The 19,886-nt window shown below is 70.9% G+C and carries 18 protein-coding genes, 1 tRNA gene and 1 pseudogene; 3 read left to right on the forward strand and 17 right to left on the reverse strand.

Annotated elements, in window-relative coordinates:
- Positions 1-179: 179 nt before the first annotated feature.
- Positions 180-263: transfer RNA gene (locus tag VIG79_RS07145), tRNA-Tyr, on the reverse strand.
- Positions 264-353: 90 nt separating this feature from the next.
- Here VIG79_RS07145 and VIG79_RS07150 point away from each other — a divergent pair.
- Entirely contained in the window at positions 354-863 is a 510-nt protein-coding gene (locus VIG79_RS07150; protein WP_331883959.1) for a YajQ family cyclic di-GMP-binding protein, read from the forward strand.
- Here the strand turns inward: VIG79_RS07150 and pepN are convergent.
- From pepN to VIG79_RS07175, 5 genes are all read right to left on the reverse strand, one after another.
- The gene (pepN, locus tag VIG79_RS07155; protein ID WP_331883962.1) at positions 847-3,381 is read right to left on the reverse strand and encodes an aminopeptidase N; all 2,535 of its coding nucleotides are present in this window, start codon (positions 3,379-3,381) and stop codon (positions 847-849) included. The genes VIG79_RS07150 and pepN overlap by 17 nt on opposite strands.
- An 86-nt stretch (positions 3,382-3,467) precedes the next feature.
- Positions 3,468-3,860 (reverse strand): universal stress protein, encoded by a 393-nt coding sequence (locus VIG79_RS07160; RefSeq protein ID WP_331883964.1) that lies wholly within the window; start codon positions 3,858-3,860, stop codon positions 3,468-3,470.
- Positions 3,857-4,612, reverse strand: a complete 756-nt coding sequence (locus VIG79_RS07165) for an ATP-binding cassette domain-containing protein (protein WP_331884143.1) — start codon at positions 4,610-4,612, stop codon at positions 3,857-3,859. Before VIG79_RS07165 ends, VIG79_RS07160 begins: the two co-directional genes overlap by 4 nt.
- 92 nt (positions 4,613-4,704) lie before the next feature.
- Complete coding sequence (locus VIG79_RS07170) at positions 4,705-5,748, reverse strand: ABC transporter permease (RefSeq protein WP_331883966.1); 1,044 nt, start codon at positions 5,746-5,748, stop codon at positions 4,705-4,707.
- Complete coding sequence (locus VIG79_RS07175; RefSeq protein WP_331883969.1) at positions 5,745-6,854, reverse strand: substrate-binding domain-containing protein; 1,110 nt, start codon at positions 6,852-6,854, stop codon at positions 5,745-5,747. The genes VIG79_RS07170 and VIG79_RS07175 overlap by 4 nt, the downstream gene beginning before the upstream one ends.
- Positions 6,855-7,004: 150 nt before the next feature.
- Here VIG79_RS07175 and VIG79_RS07180 point away from each other — a divergent pair, with 150 nt between their 5' ends.
- Positions 7,005-8,009 (forward strand): LacI family DNA-binding transcriptional regulator, encoded by a 1,005-nt coding sequence (locus tag VIG79_RS07180; protein WP_331883972.1) that lies wholly within the window; start codon positions 7,005-7,007, stop codon positions 8,007-8,009.
- A 50-nt stretch (positions 8,010-8,059) separates the two neighbouring features.
- On the opposite strand, the gene htpX is transcribed toward VIG79_RS07180, so the two are convergent.
- The 11 genes and pseudogenes from htpX to VIG79_RS07235 all read right to left on the reverse strand — a co-directional run bounded on the left by htpX (position 8,060) and on the right by VIG79_RS07235 (position 18,568).
- Positions 8,060-8,932 (reverse strand): zinc metalloprotease HtpX, encoded by an 873-nt coding sequence (htpX, locus tag VIG79_RS07185; RefSeq protein ID WP_331884146.1) that lies wholly within the window; start codon positions 8,930-8,932, stop codon positions 8,060-8,062.
- Between the two features lie 79 nt (positions 8,933-9,011).
- Positions 9,012-10,511 (reverse strand): NADH-quinone oxidoreductase subunit N, encoded by a 1,500-nt coding sequence (locus VIG79_RS07190; RefSeq protein ID WP_331883975.1) that lies wholly within the window; start codon positions 10,509-10,511, stop codon positions 9,012-9,014.
- The gene (locus tag VIG79_RS07195; protein ID WP_331883978.1) at positions 10,508-12,103 is read right to left on the reverse strand and encodes an NADH-quinone oxidoreductase subunit M; all 1,596 of its coding nucleotides are present in this window, start codon (positions 12,101-12,103) and stop codon (positions 10,508-10,510) included. Before VIG79_RS07195 ends, VIG79_RS07190 begins: the two co-directional genes overlap by 4 nt.
- Positions 12,094-14,079 (reverse strand): NADH-quinone oxidoreductase subunit L, encoded by a 1,986-nt coding sequence (locus VIG79_RS07200; RefSeq protein WP_331883981.1) that lies wholly within the window; start codon positions 14,077-14,079, stop codon positions 12,094-12,096. The genes VIG79_RS07195 and VIG79_RS07200 overlap by 10 nt, the downstream gene beginning before the upstream one ends.
- Positions 14,076-14,405 (reverse strand): NADH-quinone oxidoreductase subunit NuoK, encoded by a 330-nt coding sequence (gene nuoK / locus VIG79_RS07205; RefSeq protein WP_331884148.1) that lies wholly within the window; start codon positions 14,403-14,405, stop codon positions 14,076-14,078. Before nuoK ends, VIG79_RS07200 begins: the two co-directional genes overlap by 4 nt.
- Positions 14,405-14,956, reverse strand: coding sequence for an NADH-quinone oxidoreductase subunit J (locus tag VIG79_RS07210; protein WP_331883983.1), 552 nt, complete (start codon positions 14,954-14,956; stop codon positions 14,405-14,407). Before VIG79_RS07210 ends, nuoK begins: the two co-directional genes overlap by 1 nt.
- Positions 14,953-15,630: an NADH-quinone oxidoreductase subunit I gene (locus VIG79_RS07215; RefSeq protein ID WP_331883984.1), complete on the reverse strand. Its 678-nt coding sequence runs from the start codon at positions 15,628-15,630 to the stop codon at positions 14,953-14,955. The genes VIG79_RS07210 and VIG79_RS07215 overlap by 4 nt, the downstream gene beginning before the upstream one ends.
- Positions 15,627-16,583 (reverse strand): NADH-quinone oxidoreductase subunit NuoH, encoded by a 957-nt coding sequence (nuoH, locus tag VIG79_RS07220; protein ID WP_331883986.1) that lies wholly within the window; start codon positions 16,581-16,583, stop codon positions 15,627-15,629. The genes VIG79_RS07215 and nuoH overlap by 4 nt, the downstream gene beginning before the upstream one ends.
- Positions 16,580-17,167 (reverse strand): NADH-quinone oxidoreductase subunit C, encoded by a 588-nt coding sequence (locus tag VIG79_RS07225; protein ID WP_331883989.1) that lies wholly within the window; start codon positions 17,165-17,167, stop codon positions 16,580-16,582. Before VIG79_RS07225 ends, nuoH begins: the two co-directional genes overlap by 4 nt.
- A gap of 482 nt (positions 17,168-17,649) precedes the next feature.
- Positions 17,650-18,207 (reverse strand): annotated as a pseudogene (locus VIG79_RS07230) (NADH-quinone oxidoreductase subunit B); the annotation flags it as partial.
- A gap of 1 nt (position 18,208) precedes the next feature.
- Positions 18,209-18,568, reverse strand: a complete 360-nt coding sequence (locus tag VIG79_RS07235) for an NADH-quinone oxidoreductase subunit A (RefSeq protein WP_331883992.1) — start codon at positions 18,566-18,568, stop codon at positions 18,209-18,211.
- A gap of 219 nt (positions 18,569-18,787) precedes the next feature.
- Between VIG79_RS07235 and VIG79_RS07240 the strand changes: the two genes are divergently transcribed.
- Positions 18,788-19,870, forward strand: coding sequence for an alpha/beta hydrolase (locus tag VIG79_RS07240; protein ID WP_331883995.1), 1,083 nt, complete (start codon positions 18,788-18,790; stop codon positions 19,868-19,870).
- Positions 19,871-19,886: the final 16 nt, after the last annotated feature.

Below are 19,886 nucleotides of genomic sequence, written 5' to 3' on the forward strand. Positions count from 1 at the left end.
AACGGGTCCAAGCCGCGCTCGAGTCCGCCGGCAGCCTGGGCAGGGACGGCTGAGTGCCCGGATTTCTGCACGCATTCTGCACAGACTGCCGTAGACGGCCGCGCACAGCCGGTGACGGCCGGACAGACCACAAGAGCCCCCGCCTCGCGTTTCCGCAGGTCAGGGGCTCTTTGTGCTGGTGGTGGCAGGTGAAGGATTCGAACCTTCGAAGCTTTCGCGACGGATTTACAGTCCGCTCCCATTGGCCGCTCGGGCAACCTGCCGTGACGCGCATGGAAGGATAGCAAGCAACGAGCGGTGCCCCGAATCGGTGGGCACCGCCTCCCCAGGCTGGAACCAGGAGCTAGCAGCACATGGCCGACTCGTCGTTCGACATCGTCAGCAAGATCGACAAGCAGGAGGTCGCGAACGCCCTCAACACCGCGTCGAAGGAGATCTCGACGCGGTACGACTTCAAGGGGGTCGGCGCCTCGCTCGCCTTCTCCGGGGAGCACGCGGTGCTCATCAAGGCCAACACCGAAGAGCGCGCGCTGGCCGTCCTCGACGTGTTCCAGACGTGGCTGGTCAAGCGGAAGGTCTCGCTGAAGCACCTCGACTACGGCGGCAAGGACGAGAAGCCCACCCCTCGCATCTCGGGCAAGGAGTACCGCCTCGAGATCGCCCTCAAGGAGGGCATCGACCAGGAGACGGCCAAGAAGATCGCCAAGATCATCCGCGACGAGGGACCGAAGACGGTCAAGTCGCAGATCCAGGGTGACGAGCTGCGCGTGACCAGCAAGTCGCGCGACGACCTTCAGTCGATCCAGACGATGCTGCGCGGCATGGACCTGGACACCGCACTGCAGTTCACCAACTACCGCTAGACGACCCTCCGAGCGGGACGCGCCCCGGCGCATACCGCTCCCGGGAGGCGACCGCCTCACTGAGCGCGGACGCGCCGTCGACGATATTGCGGCGTGTCGCGGGCGACAGAGCCACTCCGGCGAGGGCCTCCTCGGCGAGCCGCAGCGTCGCCCGCTCCACCACGCGCGGGAAGCCGAACCGCACCACCCGGGCCAGCGCGTCGTCGCCGAGCCATCCCGACAGCCGCGGGACCTCCGCGAAGAACCGGCTGACGTACGGCCGCACGAGGTCGAGGTCCGGCGTCGACCAGAAACCCTGTAACAGCGCCACCAGCTGGTGGTTGGACCGCGTCGAGCCCTCCTCGACGACCTGGCTCCAGGCCCAGGCCTTCGCTGCCTCCGTGGGTTGCGCGGCCCGCGCCTGGAGCGCCGCGAGCCGCCCGCCGAAGGTGGGGTCGGCCTCCTCCGCGTCGTCGAGGGTGGCCGTTTCGACCAGGCCGCGCCGGGCGAGGTTGCCGAGGAGCAGCCAGCGGAAGTCGGTGTCCGTGCGCAGGCCGGAGGGAACGTCCGCGCCGGCGAGCCAGCGACGCAGGAGCGCCTCGTCACCGGTGCACTCCGCGACGGTCCGGGCCGCGATGACGGCGTGGTTCGACCCTTCCTCGGAGCCGGCCAGCAGGAGGTCGCCGGCATCGGCGAGCTCCTGCCAGGCCGCCTCGTGCTCCCTCTCGAACAGGAACTCGGGGACGAAGCGACGCACGGCGGTGGCCGCGAGCCGCTCGAGCAGCAGCGGCGACGCCTCGCTCACCCATTCGGACTCGAGCAGCCGGAGGACGGGGCGAGGATCCATCGCACCTCCCGACACCGCGTCGACCAGCGCGGACCAGACGACGACGCGCGCGGGCCCCTCGGGGATCCGCGACAGCTGCCCGGGGAGGGCGGCGACCGTGGCGGGGTCGAGGTCGACGCCGGCCCACGTCAGGTCGGAGGCGTTGGGCACGAGGACCGCCGGCTGACGGCTCCCGACGAGCTCCGGCAGGTCGGTCACGTCCCCGGCGGTGCGCACGACCGCGCGCAGCTGCTCCACCCCGTCGGTCCATCCGACGACGTCCACGACGTGGACCCGGTCGGCCGGATGCCGTCGCGGAACCCGGCGACGCAGGCGGGCGGCGCGGATCACGCCCTCCTCCACCTCCGTCTCCACGCTCAGCCGGTCGCGGTCCGCCGTCCGCAGCCACGCTTCGCACCAGGCGCCGAGCTCCTGATCCCCCGCCACCTCCAAGGCGCGGACGAGGTCGTCGAACGCGCCGTTGCCGTAGGCGTGCTCGCGCAGGTAGGCGGCGACGCCGGCGGTCGCGGCGTCTTCACCCAGGTAGGCGACAAGCTGTCGGATCACCGACGCGCCCTTGGCGTAGGAGATCCCGTCGAAGTCCTGCAGCGCCGCGGCGGCATCGAGCGCCGGGGACCCCGCGACCGGGTGGGTGCTCGGGCGGCGCTCCGCCGCATACCCCCAGGTCTTGCGGACGATGCCGAACGAGGTCCACGCGTCGTGGAACTCGGTGGCGTGCACCAGCGTCGTCGTGGCCATGTACTCGGCGAAGGACTCGTTGAGCCACAGGTCGTCCCACCACCGCATGGTCACGAGGTCGCCGAACCACATGTGCGCGAGCTCGTGCTCGATGGTGCGGGCCCGGATGAGCAGGGCGTCGTCGGTCGCCGTTCCGCGGAACAGTCGGTCGTCGCGGACGGTCACGCAGCCGGGGTTCTCCATCGCGCCGGCGTTGAACTCCGGGACGAACACCTGGTGGTACTCGCCGAAGGGGTACCGGATGCCGAACAGGCCGTGGTAGCGGTCCAGGCCCTGGCGGGTGAGGGTGAAGATCTGGTCGGCCCACCGGTCGAGCGGCCCCTCCAACGAGCGCCGTGCGTGCAGCGCGAGCGGGATGCCGTCGTGCTCGGTACGGCGGGTGACGTAGGGGCCGGCGCAGACCGTGACGAAGTAGGTCGCCAGCGGCGGGGTGGTCGCCAGCGACCATGCTCCCGAGCCGGTATGCGTCGCCGCGCCGTTGCCGACGACGGTCCAGTGCGATGGGGCCGCCACGAAGACGGTGTAGGGCGCCTTGAGGTCGGGCTGGTCGAAGCACCCGAACATCCGGGGCGCGGCGGCGAGGAAGGCGTGACCGTAGAGGTACGCCTCGCCGTCGGCCGGGTCCTCGGCACGGTGCAGGCCCTGGCCGTCGCGGCTGTAGGCCATGGTCGCGCGGACGACCACGACGTTGTCCGCGGCCAGGTCAGGCAGCTCGATCCGTCCGTCGAGCAGCTCGGCGACGTCGAGCGTCCGGTCGTTGAGCCGCACCTCGTGCAGCACCACCGGGGCGATATCGAGCCACGTTGTCGCGCCCACCTCACGGGACCGGAAGCGGACCGTGCTGGTGCTCTCGAACGTCCGCGGGCCCCGGTCGAGGTCGAGCCCCACCTCGTACGACAGGACCTCCACGAGGGCTGCCCGGGTACGGGCCTCGTCGCGGGTCAGGCTCGGCACGGCACCAGCGTGACACGCGCGAGGCCGAACAGTCGCGTCGTCGGCGACTGTTCGGCCTCGCGGGCGGAGAGAGGCGGCGGGGTGGTTTACCGGGGTTTGACCGCGAGCACGGGGCAGTCCGCGTCCAGCAGGACGTGCTGGGCGGTACTGCCGGCGAACAGCTTGCCGACCGGCGAGCGCCGGCGGACCCCGATGACGATGAGGTCCGCCGAGGCGTCGGTCGCCGCCTGGAGGATGGCCTCCGCAGCGGACGTGCTCTCCAGCGACCGATGGATCGCGTGGTCGAGCCCCGCCGCGGTCAGCTGGGCATCGAGCGCGTCGATGTCCTCGGCCGTGGCGTAGTTCGGGTGCGAGAAGTCGCCGTAGTGACCGGTGTTGACGACCACCACGCGGGAGGAGGTGAGTCGCGCCTCCTCCATCGCGTGGTCGACCGCCGCCGAGCCCTCCGGGGTGGGGAGGTAGCCGACGACGACCGTCACGAGGCCTCCTTCTGAGCGCCCTGGTCGAGGGTGACCGCCCCGGTCATGATCGCCACGCCTTCCTGCATCGTGTGCGACTGGGGCGTGATGATCCCGGCCCGGCGGGCCAGGCGCTGGATGTGGATGCGGTCGGCCACCTCCCACACGTGCGGCATGTTGTGGCTGATGAGGATGATCGGCACGCCGTTCTCGCGCAGCTGCTTGATCATGTCAAGGACCGCGTTGCCCTCCTTGACACCGAGGGCGGCGGTCGGCTCGTCGAGGATGACGACCTTGCTCCCGAACGCCGCTGCGCGGGCCACCGCCACTGCTTGACGCTGGCCACCGGACAGGGTCTCGACGGCCTGACCCATGTTCTGGATCGTCTGGATGCCGAGCTTCTGGACCGCGTCGCTGGCCCGCTCTCGCATGCCCTTCTTGTCGAGCATCCGCAGGACGGAGCCGAGTGGCCCCGGCCGCCGTTCCTCGCGAGCGAGGTAGAGGTTGCTCGCGATGTCGAGTGCCGGGATGACCGCGAGGGTCTGGTAGACCGTCTCGATGCCGGCGTCGCGGGCGTCCTGCGGCCTCTTGAAAGCGACGTGGTTGCCGTCGAGCAGCATCTCGCCACCGTCGAGGGTGTACGCCCCGGACAGGCACTTGATGAGCGTCGACTTGCCGGCACCGTTGTCGCCGATGACCGCGAGGACTTCACCGGGGTAGAGCTCGATGTCGACGCCGTCGAGGCCGATGACCCGGCCGAACGTCTTGATCATGCCTTTGCCCTGGAGGACGGGCGTTCGCCCGTCCGCGGACTTCGGCGCTCCGCCGGCCGTGGTGCGCTCCTGAGATTCCGCGTCCTGGACCGTCACGACTTCACCTTCCTGATCCACTGGTCGATCGCCACGGCGACGATGACGAGCACGCCGACGGCGAGGATCCGGTACTGCTGGTCCACACCGGCGAGGGACAGCCCGAAGGTGAACGCGTAGACGATCAGCGCTCCGATGGCGGTGCCGACCACCCCTCCACGACCACCGAACAGGCTGGTGCCTCCGATGACGACGGCGGTGATGCTGTCGAGGTTGCCGGTGGGGATCGCGTTGGGCGTGGCACCGCCGGATCGGCCGATGAGGACCCAGCCGCCGACGCCGAAGATCAGGCCGGCGACGGAGTAGACGGAAAGAAGCACCCGCTTGCTCGCGATGCCGCTGAGGCGGGCCGACTCGGAGTCGTCACCCACCGCGTACAGGTGCCGGCCCCAGGCCGTCTGGCTCAGCGCGAAGCCGACGACGGCGTACATGATGATGACGAGGAGAACCCCGTTCGTAACCCGGAAGCCGGCGATCGAGAAGCTGTTCCCGGTCCAGTTGAGGATGTCCGGGAGCCGGTTGTCCTGGATGCTCTCGGCGCCGGAGTACAGGAGCGCGATCGCGGTGAAGATGCTCAGCGTGCCCAGGGTGACGATGAACGGTGGCAGGTTGAGCCTCGTCACCAGGAGCCCGTTGATGTACCCGGCCAGCAGGCCGGCGGCGATCCCGATGACCAGGGCCAACGGCCCCGGGAGCCCGTTCTTCGCGGCGAGGGAGGCCATGATCATCATCGACAGGACGCAGATGGCGCCGCACGAGAGGTCGATGCCGGCGGTGAGGATGACGAGGGTCTGACCCAGCGCGAGGGCGGCGACGACCGCGGTCTGCTGCACGAGCAGGGAGATCGAGTTCGCCTGCATGAACCGCGGGTTGACGATCGAGAAGACGATGATCGTCACGATCAGCAGGACCAGCGGGCTGAGCCACGGGTTCCCGTGGAGCAGGTGCTGGACCCGCTGGGCGGGGGTCTGCGCCCTTCGCGACAGCTCCGCCTGGGCGGCGCTCTGTCGAGCGCCGCCCGTCGTGGTGGTGGTGCTCATGAGGCGCTGCCCCAGCAGATCTTCGAGCCGTCGTCGCTGCTGATGACGGTGATGTCGCCGGCCTTCTTGTCGGTCACCAGCGCCACACCGGTGTCGTAGAAGTCGAGGCCTTGCGAGTTGCTCGGCTTGGCACCACCAGTGGCGATCTGGGCGATGGCCTGGATGCCCAGCTCCGCCATCTTCAGCGGGTACTGCTGCGCGGTGGCACCGATAACGCCGGCCTTCACCGCCGCGACGCCGGCGCAGCCGCCGTCGATCGAGACGATCGTCGCCGTCTTACCGGCCGCCTTGAGCGCGGCGTTGGCGCCGACCGCGGTGGGCTCGTTGATCGTGTAGACGAGGTTGATGTCGGGGTTCTTGGTCAGGCACCGTTCCATGGCCGAGCGTCCGCCGTCGGCCGCGCCGTTCCCGGCCTCGTTGCAGACGATGGTGTAGGTGCCTCCGTTGTAGTTGCCGGTCTTGGCCTCGTCACCGTTCTTCTTCGGGTCGTTGACCGGGATGCCCATCCCGGTGAGGAAGCCCTGGTCACGGTTGTAGTCGACCGAGACGACCTTGTCGTTGAACAGGTCGAGCATGGCGATCGTCGCCGGCTTTCCGGCCATCTGAACCTGGGCCCACTGACCGATGAGCTTGCCCGCCTTGAAGTTGTCGGTCGCGAACGTGATGTCCACCGTGTTCGCCGGGTCGGGCGGGGTGTCGAGCGCGATGACGTAGAGGCCCGCGTCCCGGGCCTTCTTGATCGCCGAGTTCACGCCGGTCGACATCGGGGTGATGAGGATCCCCTTGTCGCCCTTGGCGATCGACGCCTCGATCGCGTCGATCTGGCCCTGGTCGTCGCCCTCCTGCTTGCCCGACGCGATGGTCAGGTTGATGTTGCCCTGCTTCTCGGCGAACGCCTTCGCGCCGGTCTGCATCGTGACGAAGAAGGGGTTGTTCGAGTCCTTCGTGATGAGGCTGACGCCGATCTTCTCGCCGCTGGCGCCTGTCGAGCCGCCTCCACTCCCCCCACTGCTGCTGCTGCACGCGCCCAGGGTCAACGCGACCCCGGCGGCCGATGCCAACGCGACGGCGCGGGTGCGCCGATTGCGGGCGATGGCTGACTTCATGTCTGACCTCCATTGGTGTGACAACGTTGTCAGGAGCATGTATAGCGGAGGTCTTGCGCTGGAGTCAACGTCTGTGACCTAATTGACGCCGTGGCCATGACAACGATGTCAACGTCGGAGTCGCCCGCACCCAGATTGGGTCGGGCGACGATGCGCGACGTCGCCGCTCTCGCCGGAGTGAGCCTCAAGACCGTCTCCCGGGTCGTCAACCGGGAGGCCGGAGTGTCCGACGACCTACGCGAACGGGTCGAGCGTGCCGTCGGACGACTGGACTACACCCACAACCTCACCGCGAGCAACCTCCGTCGCAGCCACGGGCGGACCGGAGTCATCGGCGTCCTCGTACAGGACGTGAGCAACAGCTTCTCGGTTGGTCTGCTCCGCAGCCTCGAGGACGCCGCCCGCGAGCGCCAGTGCGTCGTCCTGGCCGCGAGCATCGACGAGGAGACCGACCGCGAACGCGCGCTCGTCGCCGACCTCGTCGCCCGGCGAGTCGACGGTCTCATCCTCATGCCGTCGACGCTGGACCAGTCCTACCTCGCCTCGGAGGTCCGGGCCGGCCTCCCCACGGTCTTCGTCGACCGCCCGCCACGCGGGGTCGAGTCCGACAGCGTCCTCGTCGACAACCGGCGGGGCGCGAGGGAGGCCGTCTCGCACCTGCTGGCTGTAGGGCATACCCGCGTCGCCGCGCTCGTCGACCTGACGAGCATCCCCACCGCCGCGGCCCGGCTGGGGGGGTACGAGGCGGCGCTCAAGGCCGCGGGCATCAAGCCCGACCCGGCTCTCGTCGTCATGGGTCTGCGCACCACCGAGGAGGCGCAGGAGGCGCTCACGGCGATGATGTCCCGTCCCGACCCGCCGACGGCGGTGTTCGCCTGCCGCAACATCCTCAGCATCGGGGCCATCCGGGCCCTTCGCGAGCTGGGCCTCTCGCACGAGGTCGCCCTGGTGGGGTTCGACGACTTCCCGCTCGCCGACCTCATGACGCCGTCGCTCACGGTCGTCCGACAGGACGTGCGGGAGATCGGGCGCCAAGCCGCCGAGCTGCTGTTCGCGCGGATCGAGGGCGACGCCTCAGCCCCGCACCGGATCGTGTCGATCCCGACGCTGGTCGTCCGCGGCTCGGGCGAGATCCCGCCGCCCGGTCGGCGCTGACATCCGCGCGGGCCGGTATGCGGCGCGCCGGTCGGGGACGGGCCGGGCGGTCAGCGCCCGAGGTAGCCGGTCGCCATCGACTCGAGGCGGGCGATCCGCTCGGGCATCGGCGGGTGGGTGGAGAAGAGCCTCGAGACATCCTGCGCCCGGAACGGGTTCGCGATCATCATGTGGCTCGCGTTGACGATCTGCTGCTGAGGGGCGAGCGGCGCGCGGGCCACGCCGGCCTCCAGCTTCCTCAGCGCGGAGGCCAGGGCCAGCGGGTCGCTGGTGAGCGCCGCGCCGTCCTCGTCGGCGTCGAACTCGCGGGTCCTGCTGATGGCCAGCTGGATCACCGTCGCGGCGAACGGCGCAAGGAGGGAGAGCAGCAGGAGGGCGATGGGGTTTCCGCGCTCCTCGTCGTCGCCGCCGCCGAACATGCTCGCAAAGATGGCCATCTGAGCCACCGCGGTGATGACACCGGCGATCGCCGCGGCCACCGAGCCGGTGAGGATGTCGCGGTTGTAGACGTGTTGGAGCTCGTGGCCGAGCACCCCGCGCAGCTCCCGCTCGTCGAGCAGCTGGAGGATCCCCTCGGTGCAGCAGACAGCGGCGTTCTGGGGGTTCCGTCCCGTGGCGAAGGCGTTCGGGGCCTCGGTCGGCGAGATGTAGAGCCGCGGCATCGGCTTCCCCGCCTTGGTCGACAGCTCGCGGACGATCCGGTACATCGCGGGCGCCTGCGCCTCGCTGACGGGGTAGGCGTGCATGGCGCGGATGGCCAGTTTGTCGCTGTTCCAGTAGCCGTAGAACGTGGTGGCGAGCCCGATGAGGGCGAAGAACCAGATGAAACGACCCCCGGCGACGAGTGCGCCGATCCCGAGCAGGAGGGCCCAGATCGCGCCGAACAGTGCAGCGGTCTTCAGGCCGTTGTAGTGGCGGTGCAAGGGGGGCATGTCAGCAAAACGTCAGGTTGTCCACCGGCGTTCCCGACTGTTGCCCGTCGGCGGTCCGCCGTGGCGGACCTCACCCGAGCAGCCCGAGGAGCAGCTCCGGCTGCACTGAACCGAGGACGAGGACGGCGCTGCCGATACCGAGGGCCACGAGGTGGCTGGGATGCGTCCGGACCCGGGTGACCGTGGTGACGGTGCCCGCGCCGCCCTGCTCCATGGCCTCCTGCGTGGACTGGTCGACCGGCGCCGGCTGCAGGAGCACCCGCACCCAGCGGAGGTAGACCGCGACACCGAGCACGGCGTTGGCCGCCGCGAGCACACCGACGACCCACCAGCCCTCGGCCAGGACCGGGCGCAGCGCCACGATCTTGCCGACCAGCCCCAGCACACCGGGCGGGAGCCCGGCGAGGGAGGTCAGGGCCAGCAGTAGCGCCCCGCCGGCCCAGGGGTGGGTGCGCACGAGCCCGGTGTAGGCGGCGAGGTCCCGGCCGCGCCGGGCGCCGACGACCGACACGGTCATCATCACCGCGGTGAACGCGACCAGGGTGGCGACGACGTAGGTGAGCAGGTAGCCCGCGGAGGCTCGAGCCCCGAACGACGAGACCGACAGGAGCGGGACTACGACCCACCCGGCCTGCGCGACGGTCGACCAGGCCAGCAGCCGGACGACGTCGTTCTGACGCAGAGCCATGAGGTTGCCGAGCGTCATGCTGGCGATCGCGAGAACCGCGACGGCGATGAGCGCCGACCGGCCGAGCTGGGTGACCGCCTGGACGACCACGAGCAGCGCGGCCAGCGCGGCCACCTTGGACACCCCGGCGAGGAACACCGTGATCGGCAGCGGCGAACCCGCATACGTCGTGGGGGTCCAGGCGTGGAAGGGCACCAGCGAGAGCTTGAAGGCGACGCCGCCGAGGACCAGGACGACCGCAAGGGCGAGCAGCCCGCGCTGCGGCGTCGAGGCCGCGGCCAGGGCCGGACCGGGACCGAGCTCGGGCGAGCCGGTCGCCCCGTACCAGCACGCGGCCCCGAGGGCGAGCATGGCGAACGAGACGAGCGAGGTGGTGACCAGCTGGACCGCTCCCGCGAGGGCCCGTCGGGTACCGGGCAGTGCGGCCAGAGCGACGACCGGCAGCGTGGCCAGCTCGAGGGTGACCAGCCAGGAGGCCAGGTCGCGAGCGCCGGCGACCCCGACGGCCCCGCCGGTCGCGGCGAGGAGCAGGGAGACGGTGACGGCGGTCCGGCCGGTCTCGTCGGCGCGCTCGGACGGCCACGCGAGCAGCAGGGTGACGGCTGCGGCGAGCAGTGCGGCGAGCTGGAGCGTCGTCGACAGCGCCGTGGCGGAGTAGAAGCAGGCGCCGCCGTTCGGCAGGCAGAGGGTACGCAGCTCGTCGCCGCTCGGCGCTCCCAGCGCTCCGAACGTCCCGAACATGCCGATGACCAACGCGATGAAGGCGACCGCGTAGTGCACCCGCTGGCCCCTGGTGTCGAGGACGTCGAGGACGAGCACGACGACCGCGCCGATCAGCGGGGACAGGGCGGGCAACAGGGTGCCGACGTCGAAGGTGATCACGGCCCGATCGCCTCCACGGTGGTGCCGCCGCCGGCCGAGGTCGCCGACCCGGCCGGGCTGCTGCGAGGGACGAGGACGGTCACGTCGGTCTCGGTGGCGCGGAGCAGCGGCTTCGGGACGACGCCGAGGCCGATCACGAGCGCGACGAGCGCCAGCACCACGAGCAGCTCGGCGCCGTGCGCGTCGTCGCGGCGGGAGCGGCGCGGAGCGGGGCCGACCGGTCCGGTCCAGTTCTGGTGGCCCGCCCAGACGAGGCGGAGCACGCGGAGCGAGTACCCCGCGGCTAGGGACATCCCGACCACCCCGGCCACGGCGCAGATCCGGAACAGCGGGACGGGGAGACCCTCGGCCGGGGTCCACGACGCGTACACGGCGAGGAACTCCCCCCAGAACCCGACCAGCCCCGGCAGGCCCAGCGCCGAGGCGAAGCCGACCACGAGGGCGAACCCCATCCGCGGGGACACGTCGCGCAGGGCGTCGCGGGCGACGGTGAGGTCGGCACTCCCCCAGCGCTCCTTGAGCCCGCCGACGACGAAGAACAGCAGCGCCGAGACGAGCCCGTGGGCGACGTTCCCGAAGAGCGCCGCCTGCATACCGGTCTGGGTGCCGGACGCGAGGCCGAGCGCGACGAAGCCCATGTGCGCGACCGAGCTGTAGGCGACCAGGCGCTTGAGGTCGCGCTCGACCAGGCAGGCCAGGCCTCCCCAGAGGATCCCGATCGCGCCGCTCGCGGCGAGGAACGGCGCCACCACGTGGAAGCCCTCCGGCACCGTGGGGATGGCCAGCCGGATGATGCCGTAGGTCCCCATCTTCAGCAGCACGGCGGCCAGGAGCACCGACCCGGCCGTTGGGGCGATGGTGTGGGCCGGGGGGAGCCAGGTGTGGACCGGCCACAGGGGCACCTTGATGCCGAGGCCAATGACGAGGAGGGTCGCGACGAGTACCTGGTTCGGGGCGGACAGCCCGGCGCCGTGGGCGGCGGCGAGCCGGCCGAGGTCGGAGGTGCCGCTCTGGACGACGAGGACGAGGATGCCGAGGAGCATCAGCGTCGACCCGAGGGCCGTGAAGAGGACGAACCGGTTGGACGCGTCGGTCCGGGCCCGCTCGGTGGCGTGGTCGTCCCCGAACCGGCTGATGAGCACCCACATCGGGACGAGCACGACCTCGAACGCGACGAAGAAGAGGATGGCGTCGCGCGCGAAGAAGGTGGCGAGAGCACCGAACTCGACGAGCAGGAGGCAGGCGTAGTAGGTCGCGGCCGAGTTGCCGCCGCTTGGCCCGACGGCGCCGCCGGGTCGACCGGGCTCGCGTCCGCGGGCGTGGACCACGACCGCGACGCCGAGGGCCGCGGTGAGCAGCGCGAGCGGGATGGTCACGCCGTCGACCGCGAAGTGCCAGCGCAGCCCGATCGAGGTGACCCACGGGGCGTCGACCTCAGTACGCAGGACGACGGTTACGAGCGTGAGCAGGAAGGTCACCACACTGGCGATGAGGGCGAGCCCGCGAGCCGTGCGCGGCGCATACCGGCGACCGGCGGCGAGCAGCCAGACCGCGACGACGGCGGGAACGACGAGGGTCAGCGTCAGTGCCACACCGTCACCCCCGCGACCGCGATGAGGACGACACCGACCACGACGGCGAGCAGTCCGGTGGAGGGCGCCGCGCGGTGGGCCTTCTCGCCAACCCGGCCGGCGATCCCGGTCAGGGACGCCGCACCCCGCGGGTAGGCGTCGACGACGTCCCGGTCGAGCCGGACGACGAGCCGGGCGACGGCGATGACCGCGCGGCCGGCTGCGACGTATACGGCGTCGAAGCCGAACCCCCGGTCACTGAGGTCGGCGACGGCCGGGCCGAGCCGGCGCGCGGGATCGTGGCCGGCCGCGGCCATCGCGCGGACCCCGAGGAACGCCAGACCGATGACGAGCAGAGAGATCACCGTCATCACCAGGCCGAGGTGGATCCCGTTGCTGACCGGGATGAGCAGCAGTCCGCCGACGACCGTCAACACGGCAAGGGCCGACACCGTGAGCGCCGCCGCCATCGTCACCGGCCGGGCCTCGCCGGCTCCGCCGTGGGCCCAGTGCGCACCAGTCGCGGCCTCGTCACCGGCCGGTGCCGCCTCCTCGCTGCTCTCGTCCTGCCCCTCCCCGGCTTCGCCGTGGGCCCGCTCCGCCTCGAGCTCGACGAGTCCGCCCTCCCGCTCGGTGGTGAGCAACAGCCACGCCCGGGTGCAGTAGGCAGCCGTGAGCCCCGAGGTGACGACCAGCGCGAGGAGGACGAACCAGGCCAGGCCCGCGTCGTGGCCGCCCAGCGACTCCTCGGCGGCGAAGAGGACGCCCTCCTTGGAGAAGAACCCGACCAGCGGCGGCAGGCCCGCGAGCGACGCGAGGCCGACCGCGAGGGACCAGTACAACGCGCCACGGCCCCGAGCCCGTCCGCGCAGGGCGACAAAGGCGGTGCCGCCGGCGAGGACCGACAGCCAGCCCACCGCGAGGAAGAGCAGCGACTTGAACAAGGCGTGCGAGAAGAGGTGGCCGAGGGCCAGGTCTGGCGCCTCGTCCGGACCCAGCACGAAGGCCAGCGCGCTGATCATGACAGCGATCTGGCTGAGCGTGGAGTACGCGAGCATCCGCTTGATGTCGCTCTGGGCGAAGGCGAGCAGCGCGGCCCAGACCATCGTCAGCGCAGCCAGGACGCCCAGGACGATGCGAGCGGTGTCGGAGATCGCGAACATGGGGTGGAGGCGCGCGACGACGTAGGTACCGGCCGCGACCATGGTGGCCGCGTGGATGAGCGCGGAGGCGGGGGTCGGGCCCTCCATGGCGTCGGGGAGCCAGTCGTGGAAGGGGATGAGGCCCGACTTGCCCGCCACTCCGGCGAGGAGCAGGATCAGCGCGGCGGTCAGCACCGGGCTGCCGGTGACCAGCGCGGCGGCCGCCGAGCCCTGCTGGCCCGCCCAGTGCGCGATGACCGTGCCGATGTCAGTGCTGCCCGCCCCGACGGCGAGGATGACCAGGCCGACGACGAACCCGATGTCGGCCGCCCGCGTGACGAGGAATGCCTTGTAGGCGGCTCGCCTCGCCGACTCGCGGGCGCTGACGTGTCCGATGAGGAGGTAGGAGCACCAGCCCATGACCTCCCAGCCGACCAGGGTGAGCACGAGGTCGTTGGACTGGACGACGAGGAGCATGGCGGCGAGGAAGAGGGAGACCGTGGACGCGAACACGGCATACCGGGAGTCGTCGCGCAGGTACCAGACCGAGAACACCTGCACCGCCAGCCCGACGATCGCGACGACGACGGCGATGACCGCCGAGGTGCGGTCGGCGAGCAGGTTCAAGGGGATCTGGAGCTCGCCCACGGGGAGCGGGCCGAACGTCGGCACGACGTCCGAGCGGCCGGCCGTCTCGGCGTACTGGAACACCGACAGCACGAAGGCCAGTGCGGCCGCCGCAACGGCCACCAGCCCGGAGAACGCCCGGCGCCGGCGCAGCAGCAGACCGGCCAGCGCACCGAGCGCCGGGAGCAGCACGAGCAGCTGGACCGTCGTCGTGGTGAGGACGGTCACCGGTTCGCCTCCTCGTCGTCCGGCGAGGTCAGCAGCGGCGGCGCTGACAGGTCGATGTGCCCCTGGAGCTTGAACATCGCCAGGATCACGGCGAGCGCGACGCAGATCTCCGCGGCGGCGATGGTGATGATGAACAGGGTCAGCGACTGGCCGGTCTGGAGCGGTGAGCCATCGGCGGCGCCCAGTCCGACGAGCATGACGTTGGCGGCGTTGAGGATCAGCTCGACGCCGATGAGGACGAGCACGGCGTTGCGCCGGGCGAGCACGCCGTAGGTGCCCGCGCCGGCCAGGACGCTGGCCAGGAGCATCGGCAGCCAGAGGTGCATCACGGCGCGCTGCCCTCGCGGGTCGCTGTTCGCTTCGGTGTGCGGACCAGGCCGGCGCCCGCGATCTTGGCCAGGGCGAAGGCGCCGATGAGCGCGGCCAGGAGCAGCACGGACAGGAGCTCGAACGGCCAGACCCACGTTCCGAAGACCGCTGCCGAGACCGCCTTGGTGTCACCGTTCTTCGACTCGAGGGCGTTCTCGCCGACCAGGGGGACGAGACTGACGGCCAGCAGCACCGCCACCGAGACGGCCAGGACGGCGGCCAGGATGCGCTGCCACCACGGGCTCGCCAGCTCGCTGTTGGGTCCGACCGGGGAGCGGGTGAGCATCAGCGCGAAGAGCACGAGGACGACGACGGCGCCGACGTAGATGAGCACCTGGACGAGGGCGACCAGCTCGGCGCCGAGGACCACGTAGCAGCCGGCGATCGTCCCGAGACAGACGACCAGCCAGAGGGCGGCGTGGACGAGGTTCCGGGTCGTCACCGCCAGGATGGCACTCGCCGAGGCGATGACGCCGATGACGGCGAAGACGATGTCGCGGGTGGTCACGACTCCGCCTCAGGCGCCTCGGGCCCAGCGGTCGCCTCCGGTTCGGCCGGGGCCTCGGGTTGGGCCGGGGCCTCGGGTTGCGCCGGGGCTGGTTCGGCGGTCTTCGCTGCCCGGGCGGTGCGCGGAGCAGGGCGCTCGCGCAGTCCCCCCGCCGCCCGCGGCGGACGGTTCGCCGCGGCCAGCTCGGCCGGCTCGGCGGAGGCGGGGTCCAGGGCAGGCGGCGGCGGCACCGTCTGCATCCACTGGCCGAGCCGCTCCTTCTCGTGGAGCAGGTCGCGGATGTCGGTCTCGGCGTACTCGAACTCCGGACTCCAGTGCAACGCGTCGAACGGGCAGACCTCGATGCAGATCCCGCAGTACATGCAGAGCGAGAAGTCGATGGCGAACCGGTCGAGCACGTTGCGCTGCCGCTCGCGACCGCCCTCGGTGGTCGCCGGCAGCGTCTCCTTGTGCGAGTCGATGTAGATGCACCAGTCGGGACACTCGCGGGCGCAGAGCATGCACGACGTGCAGTTCTCCTCGGTGAGCGCGATGACGCCGCGGGAGCGAGGCGGCAGAGCCGGCTTCGTGTCGGGGTACTCGGCCGTATGCGTCGGACGCGACAAGGTGCGGGCGGTGGTGGCGAGCCCCTTGATCAGCCCGGGCAGTCCGAGGTGGCGCGGTTCGGGGCTCATCCGGCCACCACCACGACGACTCCGGTGAGCGCGACCTGGGCGATCGCGAGCGGTACCAACCAGACCCACGCGAGACGCTGCAGCTGGTCCTCCCTCATCCGGGGCCAGGCGACCCGCAGCCAGACGATGATCACCGCGATGGCGAAACCCTTGAGCAGCGTCCACACCCAGCCGACGGACTCGGCCCAGGGCCCGCGCCAGCCGCCGAGGAACAGCACCGCGAACAGCAACGACATGAGCACGATGCCCGCATACTCCGACAGCAGGAAGAACGCGAACCGCAGCCCGGTGTACTCGGTGTAGGGCCCGAAGACGATCTCGGAGTCGGCGACCGGCATGTCGAACGGTGGGCGCTGCAGCTCGGCCAGCGCCGCGACAAGGAACACGATCGCCCCCGGCAGCTGCCAGAGGAGCCACCACCAGCTCCACTGGCCGACGATGCCGCTCAGCGAGAGCGTCCCCGCGGCCAGGGCCACCGACGCCACGGACAGGACGATCGGCAGCTCGTAGCTGAGCAGCTGCGCGGCCGACCGCATGGCCCCGAGGAGCGAGTACTTGTTGGCGCTCGACCAGCCGGCCATCAGGGTGCCGAGGATCCCGATGCCGGCCAGGGCGACGACGAAGAGTGCGCCGGCGTCGACATCGGCCGCGACCAGGGTCGGCGACAGCGGGATGACGCTCATCGCGACGAGGTACGGAACCAGAGCCACACCCGGCGCGAGCCGGAACACCCACCGGTCCGCGGCGACCGGGACGACGTCCTCCTTCTGGACGAACTTGACCCCGTCGGCGACGAGCTGCGCCCAGCCGTGGAAGCCACCGGCATACATCGGGCCGAGCCGGCCCTGCATGTGGGCCATCACCTTGTGCTCGGTCTGCCCCACGAGCAGCGGCAGGACGAGGAACGCCGCGAGCACGGCGACGGTCCGGATGACGACCTCGAGCACCGTCATCGCGGCCCCCACTCCGGCGGCGGGACCCCGGGCGCCTGGACCCGGCGCCGGCCGGACCCCCCGCGGAGGCCCTCTCCATGACCTTCTCCGGGCTCCTTGGCCCCCGGCCACGGCTTGGATGCGCGGGCGGCGAGCATGAACGACTTGCGCAGCGGGGTTCCCTCGAACCCCTCGGGGAGCAGCAGCGGCCGGAGGCCCAGGCCGGTCCCGTCGTCGAAACCCTCGACGTCGATCCCGAACATCTCGTGCGTCTCCCGCTCGTGCCAGGCGGCTCCGGCGAACAGTCCGGTGAGGCTGGGGAGGGCGCCGCCGTCCGGTATGCGAGTGCGCAGCAGGTGCCCACGCAGGGCACCTGGGGTGGAGATGTCGAGGACGTGCAGCACGACGTCGAACCCCGGCGTCCCAGGCGGGTCGCTCTCGTCGTCGGTCTGGTCCACGGCCGTCAGCCAGTCGAAGAAGGTGAAGCCCTGGGACACCAGCTCGCGGGCGGCGCCGCGCCACTCCGACGCGCTGACGTCGAGGCACGGCTCGTCACCGGCCGGTTGGTCCAACCCGGCCGGCGGCACGGAGGCGGGCTCGGTCATTCGTCGTCGTCCCCGAGATCGAAGATGTCATCCGCGAGGGTGTGGTCCGGGCGGTGACGTCCGGTCCGGCCGCGGCCTCGGTCGGCGTCGGGGGCACCGTTGCCGCGACGCGGGTCCGGTGCAGCAGGTGGGGTGGGAGACGTCGTCGGGTCGCCGACGGGCGCCGGGGGCGGGACCACCGCGGGGACCACCGAGGGGATCACCGTGGTCTCCGGCCCGGACGACGGTGCGGACGAGGCGCGTTCGTCAGGGGCCTCGGGGTCCTCGGGTACTGGTGTGAAGAAGGCGGTCTCGGGGTCGAACGTCCCAACCGGCGCAGCGGTCATGGGGATGGCGACGGTCTCGGGCCCCCTGGACTCCGGCATCGGTTGGGCCACCGCCGCCGGCCGCGGCTCGGGAACCGGCTCGGGAACCGGCTCGGGGACCGGCTGGCCCGGACGCGGGACGAGGGCGTCGCCGCGCCCCGGTATCGACCCCGCCGTCACGAGCGCCCGCTGGACCTCGCCGGCCGACGCGACCCGGCCACCGGCATACCGGCGCTGGATCTCCCGACCCGACAAGGACTCGCCGGCGATCTTCTCCTGGAGCCGGACGATCCCCTGGAGCAGGGCCTCGGGCCGCGGTGGGCATCCGGGCACGTAGACGTCGACGGGGATGATGGTGTCGACGCCCTTGGTGACGCAGTAGGAGTCCCAGTAGGGCCCGCCGGAGTTGCTGCAGGCACCGAACGAGATGACGTACTTCGGCTCGGGCATCTGGTCGTAGAGCCGGCGGACGGCGGGCGCCATCTTGTCGGTGACCGTGCCCGAGACGACCATGAGGTCGGCCTGTCGGGGACCGGGCGCGAAGGGGATGACACCGAGCCGGATGAAGTCGTGTCGGGCCATCGACGCGGCGATGAACTCGATAGCGCAGCATGCCAGTCCGAAGTTGAAGACCCAGAGGCTGTAGCGCCGGCCCCAGTTGAGGACGACCTTGATCGGCTCGGGTGCGTGCTCGGCGAGTGGTCCCACGCGGGGTGCGGGCAGGTCGACGGTCACGTCACACCCATCGCAGCAGACCGCGGCGGGCCGCGTGGGCCAGGCCGACGACGAGGACGGTGATGAAGATGCCCATCTCGACCAGGCTCGCGAGTCCGAGGTTGGCATCGCGGATCACGGTCGCCCACGGGAAGAGGTAGACGGCGTCGACGGCGAAGATGACGTAGAGGTAGGCGTAGACGAAGTAGCGGACCGTGGTCTGGGCCCAGCCGAAGCCGACCGGGTCGACACCGGACTCGTAGGTCGTCAGCTTCGCGTTCGTGGGTGCGCGCGGCGCGAACATCCGGCGGGCCAGCCCGGCCGCGACGACCAGGAGGATGCCAGCCAGGACGACGGCGCCGACGACGACGTAGCCGCCCATCAGCCCGGCAGCCTGCGGCCGTGAGTCCCGGTCATGCGAGCCACCCTAGCGAGCGCGCAGGCCGCCGACGGGTATGCCCGTGGCGCGGATCTCGTCGCTGTGTTCGCCCACGGTGGGAGCAGCAGATATCGGTTCGGCGGCGATTGCCTCTTGTTCGCTCTTTCGGCCGTACCGTGAGCCCAGCCTGCGAGATGACGGCGTCAAGTGGAAGAGGTTGGCGTGACTGACGTGCTCTCCAAGATCCCCCTCGTGGGGTGGGGGCCGATCCTCACGATCGCTGCTATCGCCGTCAGCTGCCTCATCATCGCCGTTCTTCTCTGGCGGGGCCACAAGGTCTGGCGCTGGGTGTTCGTCCTGCTGTTCCTCGTGTTCGGCGTCGGTGCCGTCGGTGACTACGTCAACACGAAGTTCGCCTACTACGACAACGCCGCCGACCTGTTGGGCATCCCGACCTACCCGACCGTCGACGGCACTGCCAGCGGTCCCGAGGTCCAGCCGCAGCCCAACGGCGCCGTGACCCAGGTCAGCGTGCCGGACTCCGCGAGCAAGTTCGGTACGTTCGACGCTCAGGTCTGGCTGCCTCCGCAGTACTTCAGCAACCCGCGACAGCACTTCCCCGTCATCTACCTGCTGCACGGAAACCCGGGCCAGCCGACCGACTGGCTGACGGCGGCCGGAGGTGCGGCCACCTTTCTCAGCGTCGCCCAGGGCGGCCCCCCGGTCATCGTCGTCATGCCCGAGGACATCCAGAACAACCTCACGGGGGACAGCCTCTGCGTCGACAGCCCCGCACAGGGCAACGCGGAGACGTACATCACCAAGGACGTGGTGGCGGCTATCGACGACAAGCTCCGCACCATCACCAACGCCAAGGGGCGGGGTATCGGCGGCTTGTCGATGGGCGGGTTCTGTGGCCTCAACCTCGGCCTCAAGCACCCCGATCTCTACTCGGTCGTCATCGACCTGTCGGGGGAGACGGCGTCGGAGCCGGACACCCTTCCCGGTGGGAACCAGGCGCTCTACGGTGGGGCGGACTGGCAGGCGAAGGCCGACGCGAACAGCCCGATCAAGTACGTGTCGACGCTCGACGGCCGCAAGGGTCCGGCGATCTACCTCGGCAGCGGCTCCGGCGATGCGCCGATCATCGCCCAGATGCAGGCGATCCTCCCCACGCTGCAGGCCCGAGGCTTCACGGTCGAGTTCCGACAGCTGCCCGGAGCGCACGAGTACACCTACTGGTCAGCCGGGCTGAAGGACGCGCTGCCGTGGGCGGCGCAGAAACTCAGTCCCGCCTCACCCTGACGTCGTCCGGCTTGAT

Source organism: Lapillicoccus sp., from assembly GCF_036559105.1.
Taxonomy (GTDB): Bacteria; Actinomycetota; Actinomycetes; order Actinomycetales; family Dermatophilaceae; genus Lapillicoccus.

Bases quoted from the DNA above. Each gene is read 5' to 3' on its own strand.
- VIG79_RS07165 (WP_331884143.1), bottom strand. From the start codon at position 4,612: ATGATCAAGACGTTCGGCCGGGTCATCGGCCTCGACGGCGTCGACATC.
- nuoK (WP_331884148.1), bottom strand. From the start codon at position 14,405: ATGCACCTCTGGCTGCCGATGCTCCTGGCCAGCGTCCTGGCCGGCGCG.
- VIG79_RS07170 (WP_331883966.1), bottom strand. From the start codon at position 5,748: ATGAGCACCACCACCACGACGGGCGGCGCTCGACAGAGCGCCGCCCAG.
- nuoH (WP_331883986.1), bottom strand. From the start codon at position 16,583: ATGACGGTGCTCGAGGTCGTCATCCGGACCGTCGCCGTGCTCGCGGCG.
- VIG79_RS07235 (WP_331883992.1), bottom strand. From the start codon at position 18,568: ATGGGCGGCTACGTCGTCGTCGGCGCCGTCGTCCTGGCTGGCATCCTC.
- VIG79_RS07180 (WP_331883972.1), top strand. From the start codon at position 7,005: ATGCGCGACGTCGCCGCTCTCGCCGGAGTGAGCCTCAAGACCGTCTCC.
- VIG79_RS07175 (WP_331883969.1), bottom strand. From the start codon at position 6,854: ATGAAGTCAGCCATCGCCCGCAATCGGCGCACCCGCGCCGTCGCGTTG.
- VIG79_RS07150 (WP_331883959.1), top strand. From the start codon at position 354: ATGGCCGACTCGTCGTTCGACATCGTCAGCAAGATCGACAAGCAGGAG.
- VIG79_RS07225 (WP_331883989.1), bottom strand. From the start codon at position 17,167: ATGACCGAGCCCGCCTCCGTGCCGCCGGCCGGGTTGGACCAACCGGCC.
- VIG79_RS07215 (WP_331883984.1), bottom strand. From the start codon at position 15,630: ATGAGCCCCGAACCGCGCCACCTCGGACTGCCCGGGCTGATCAAGGGG.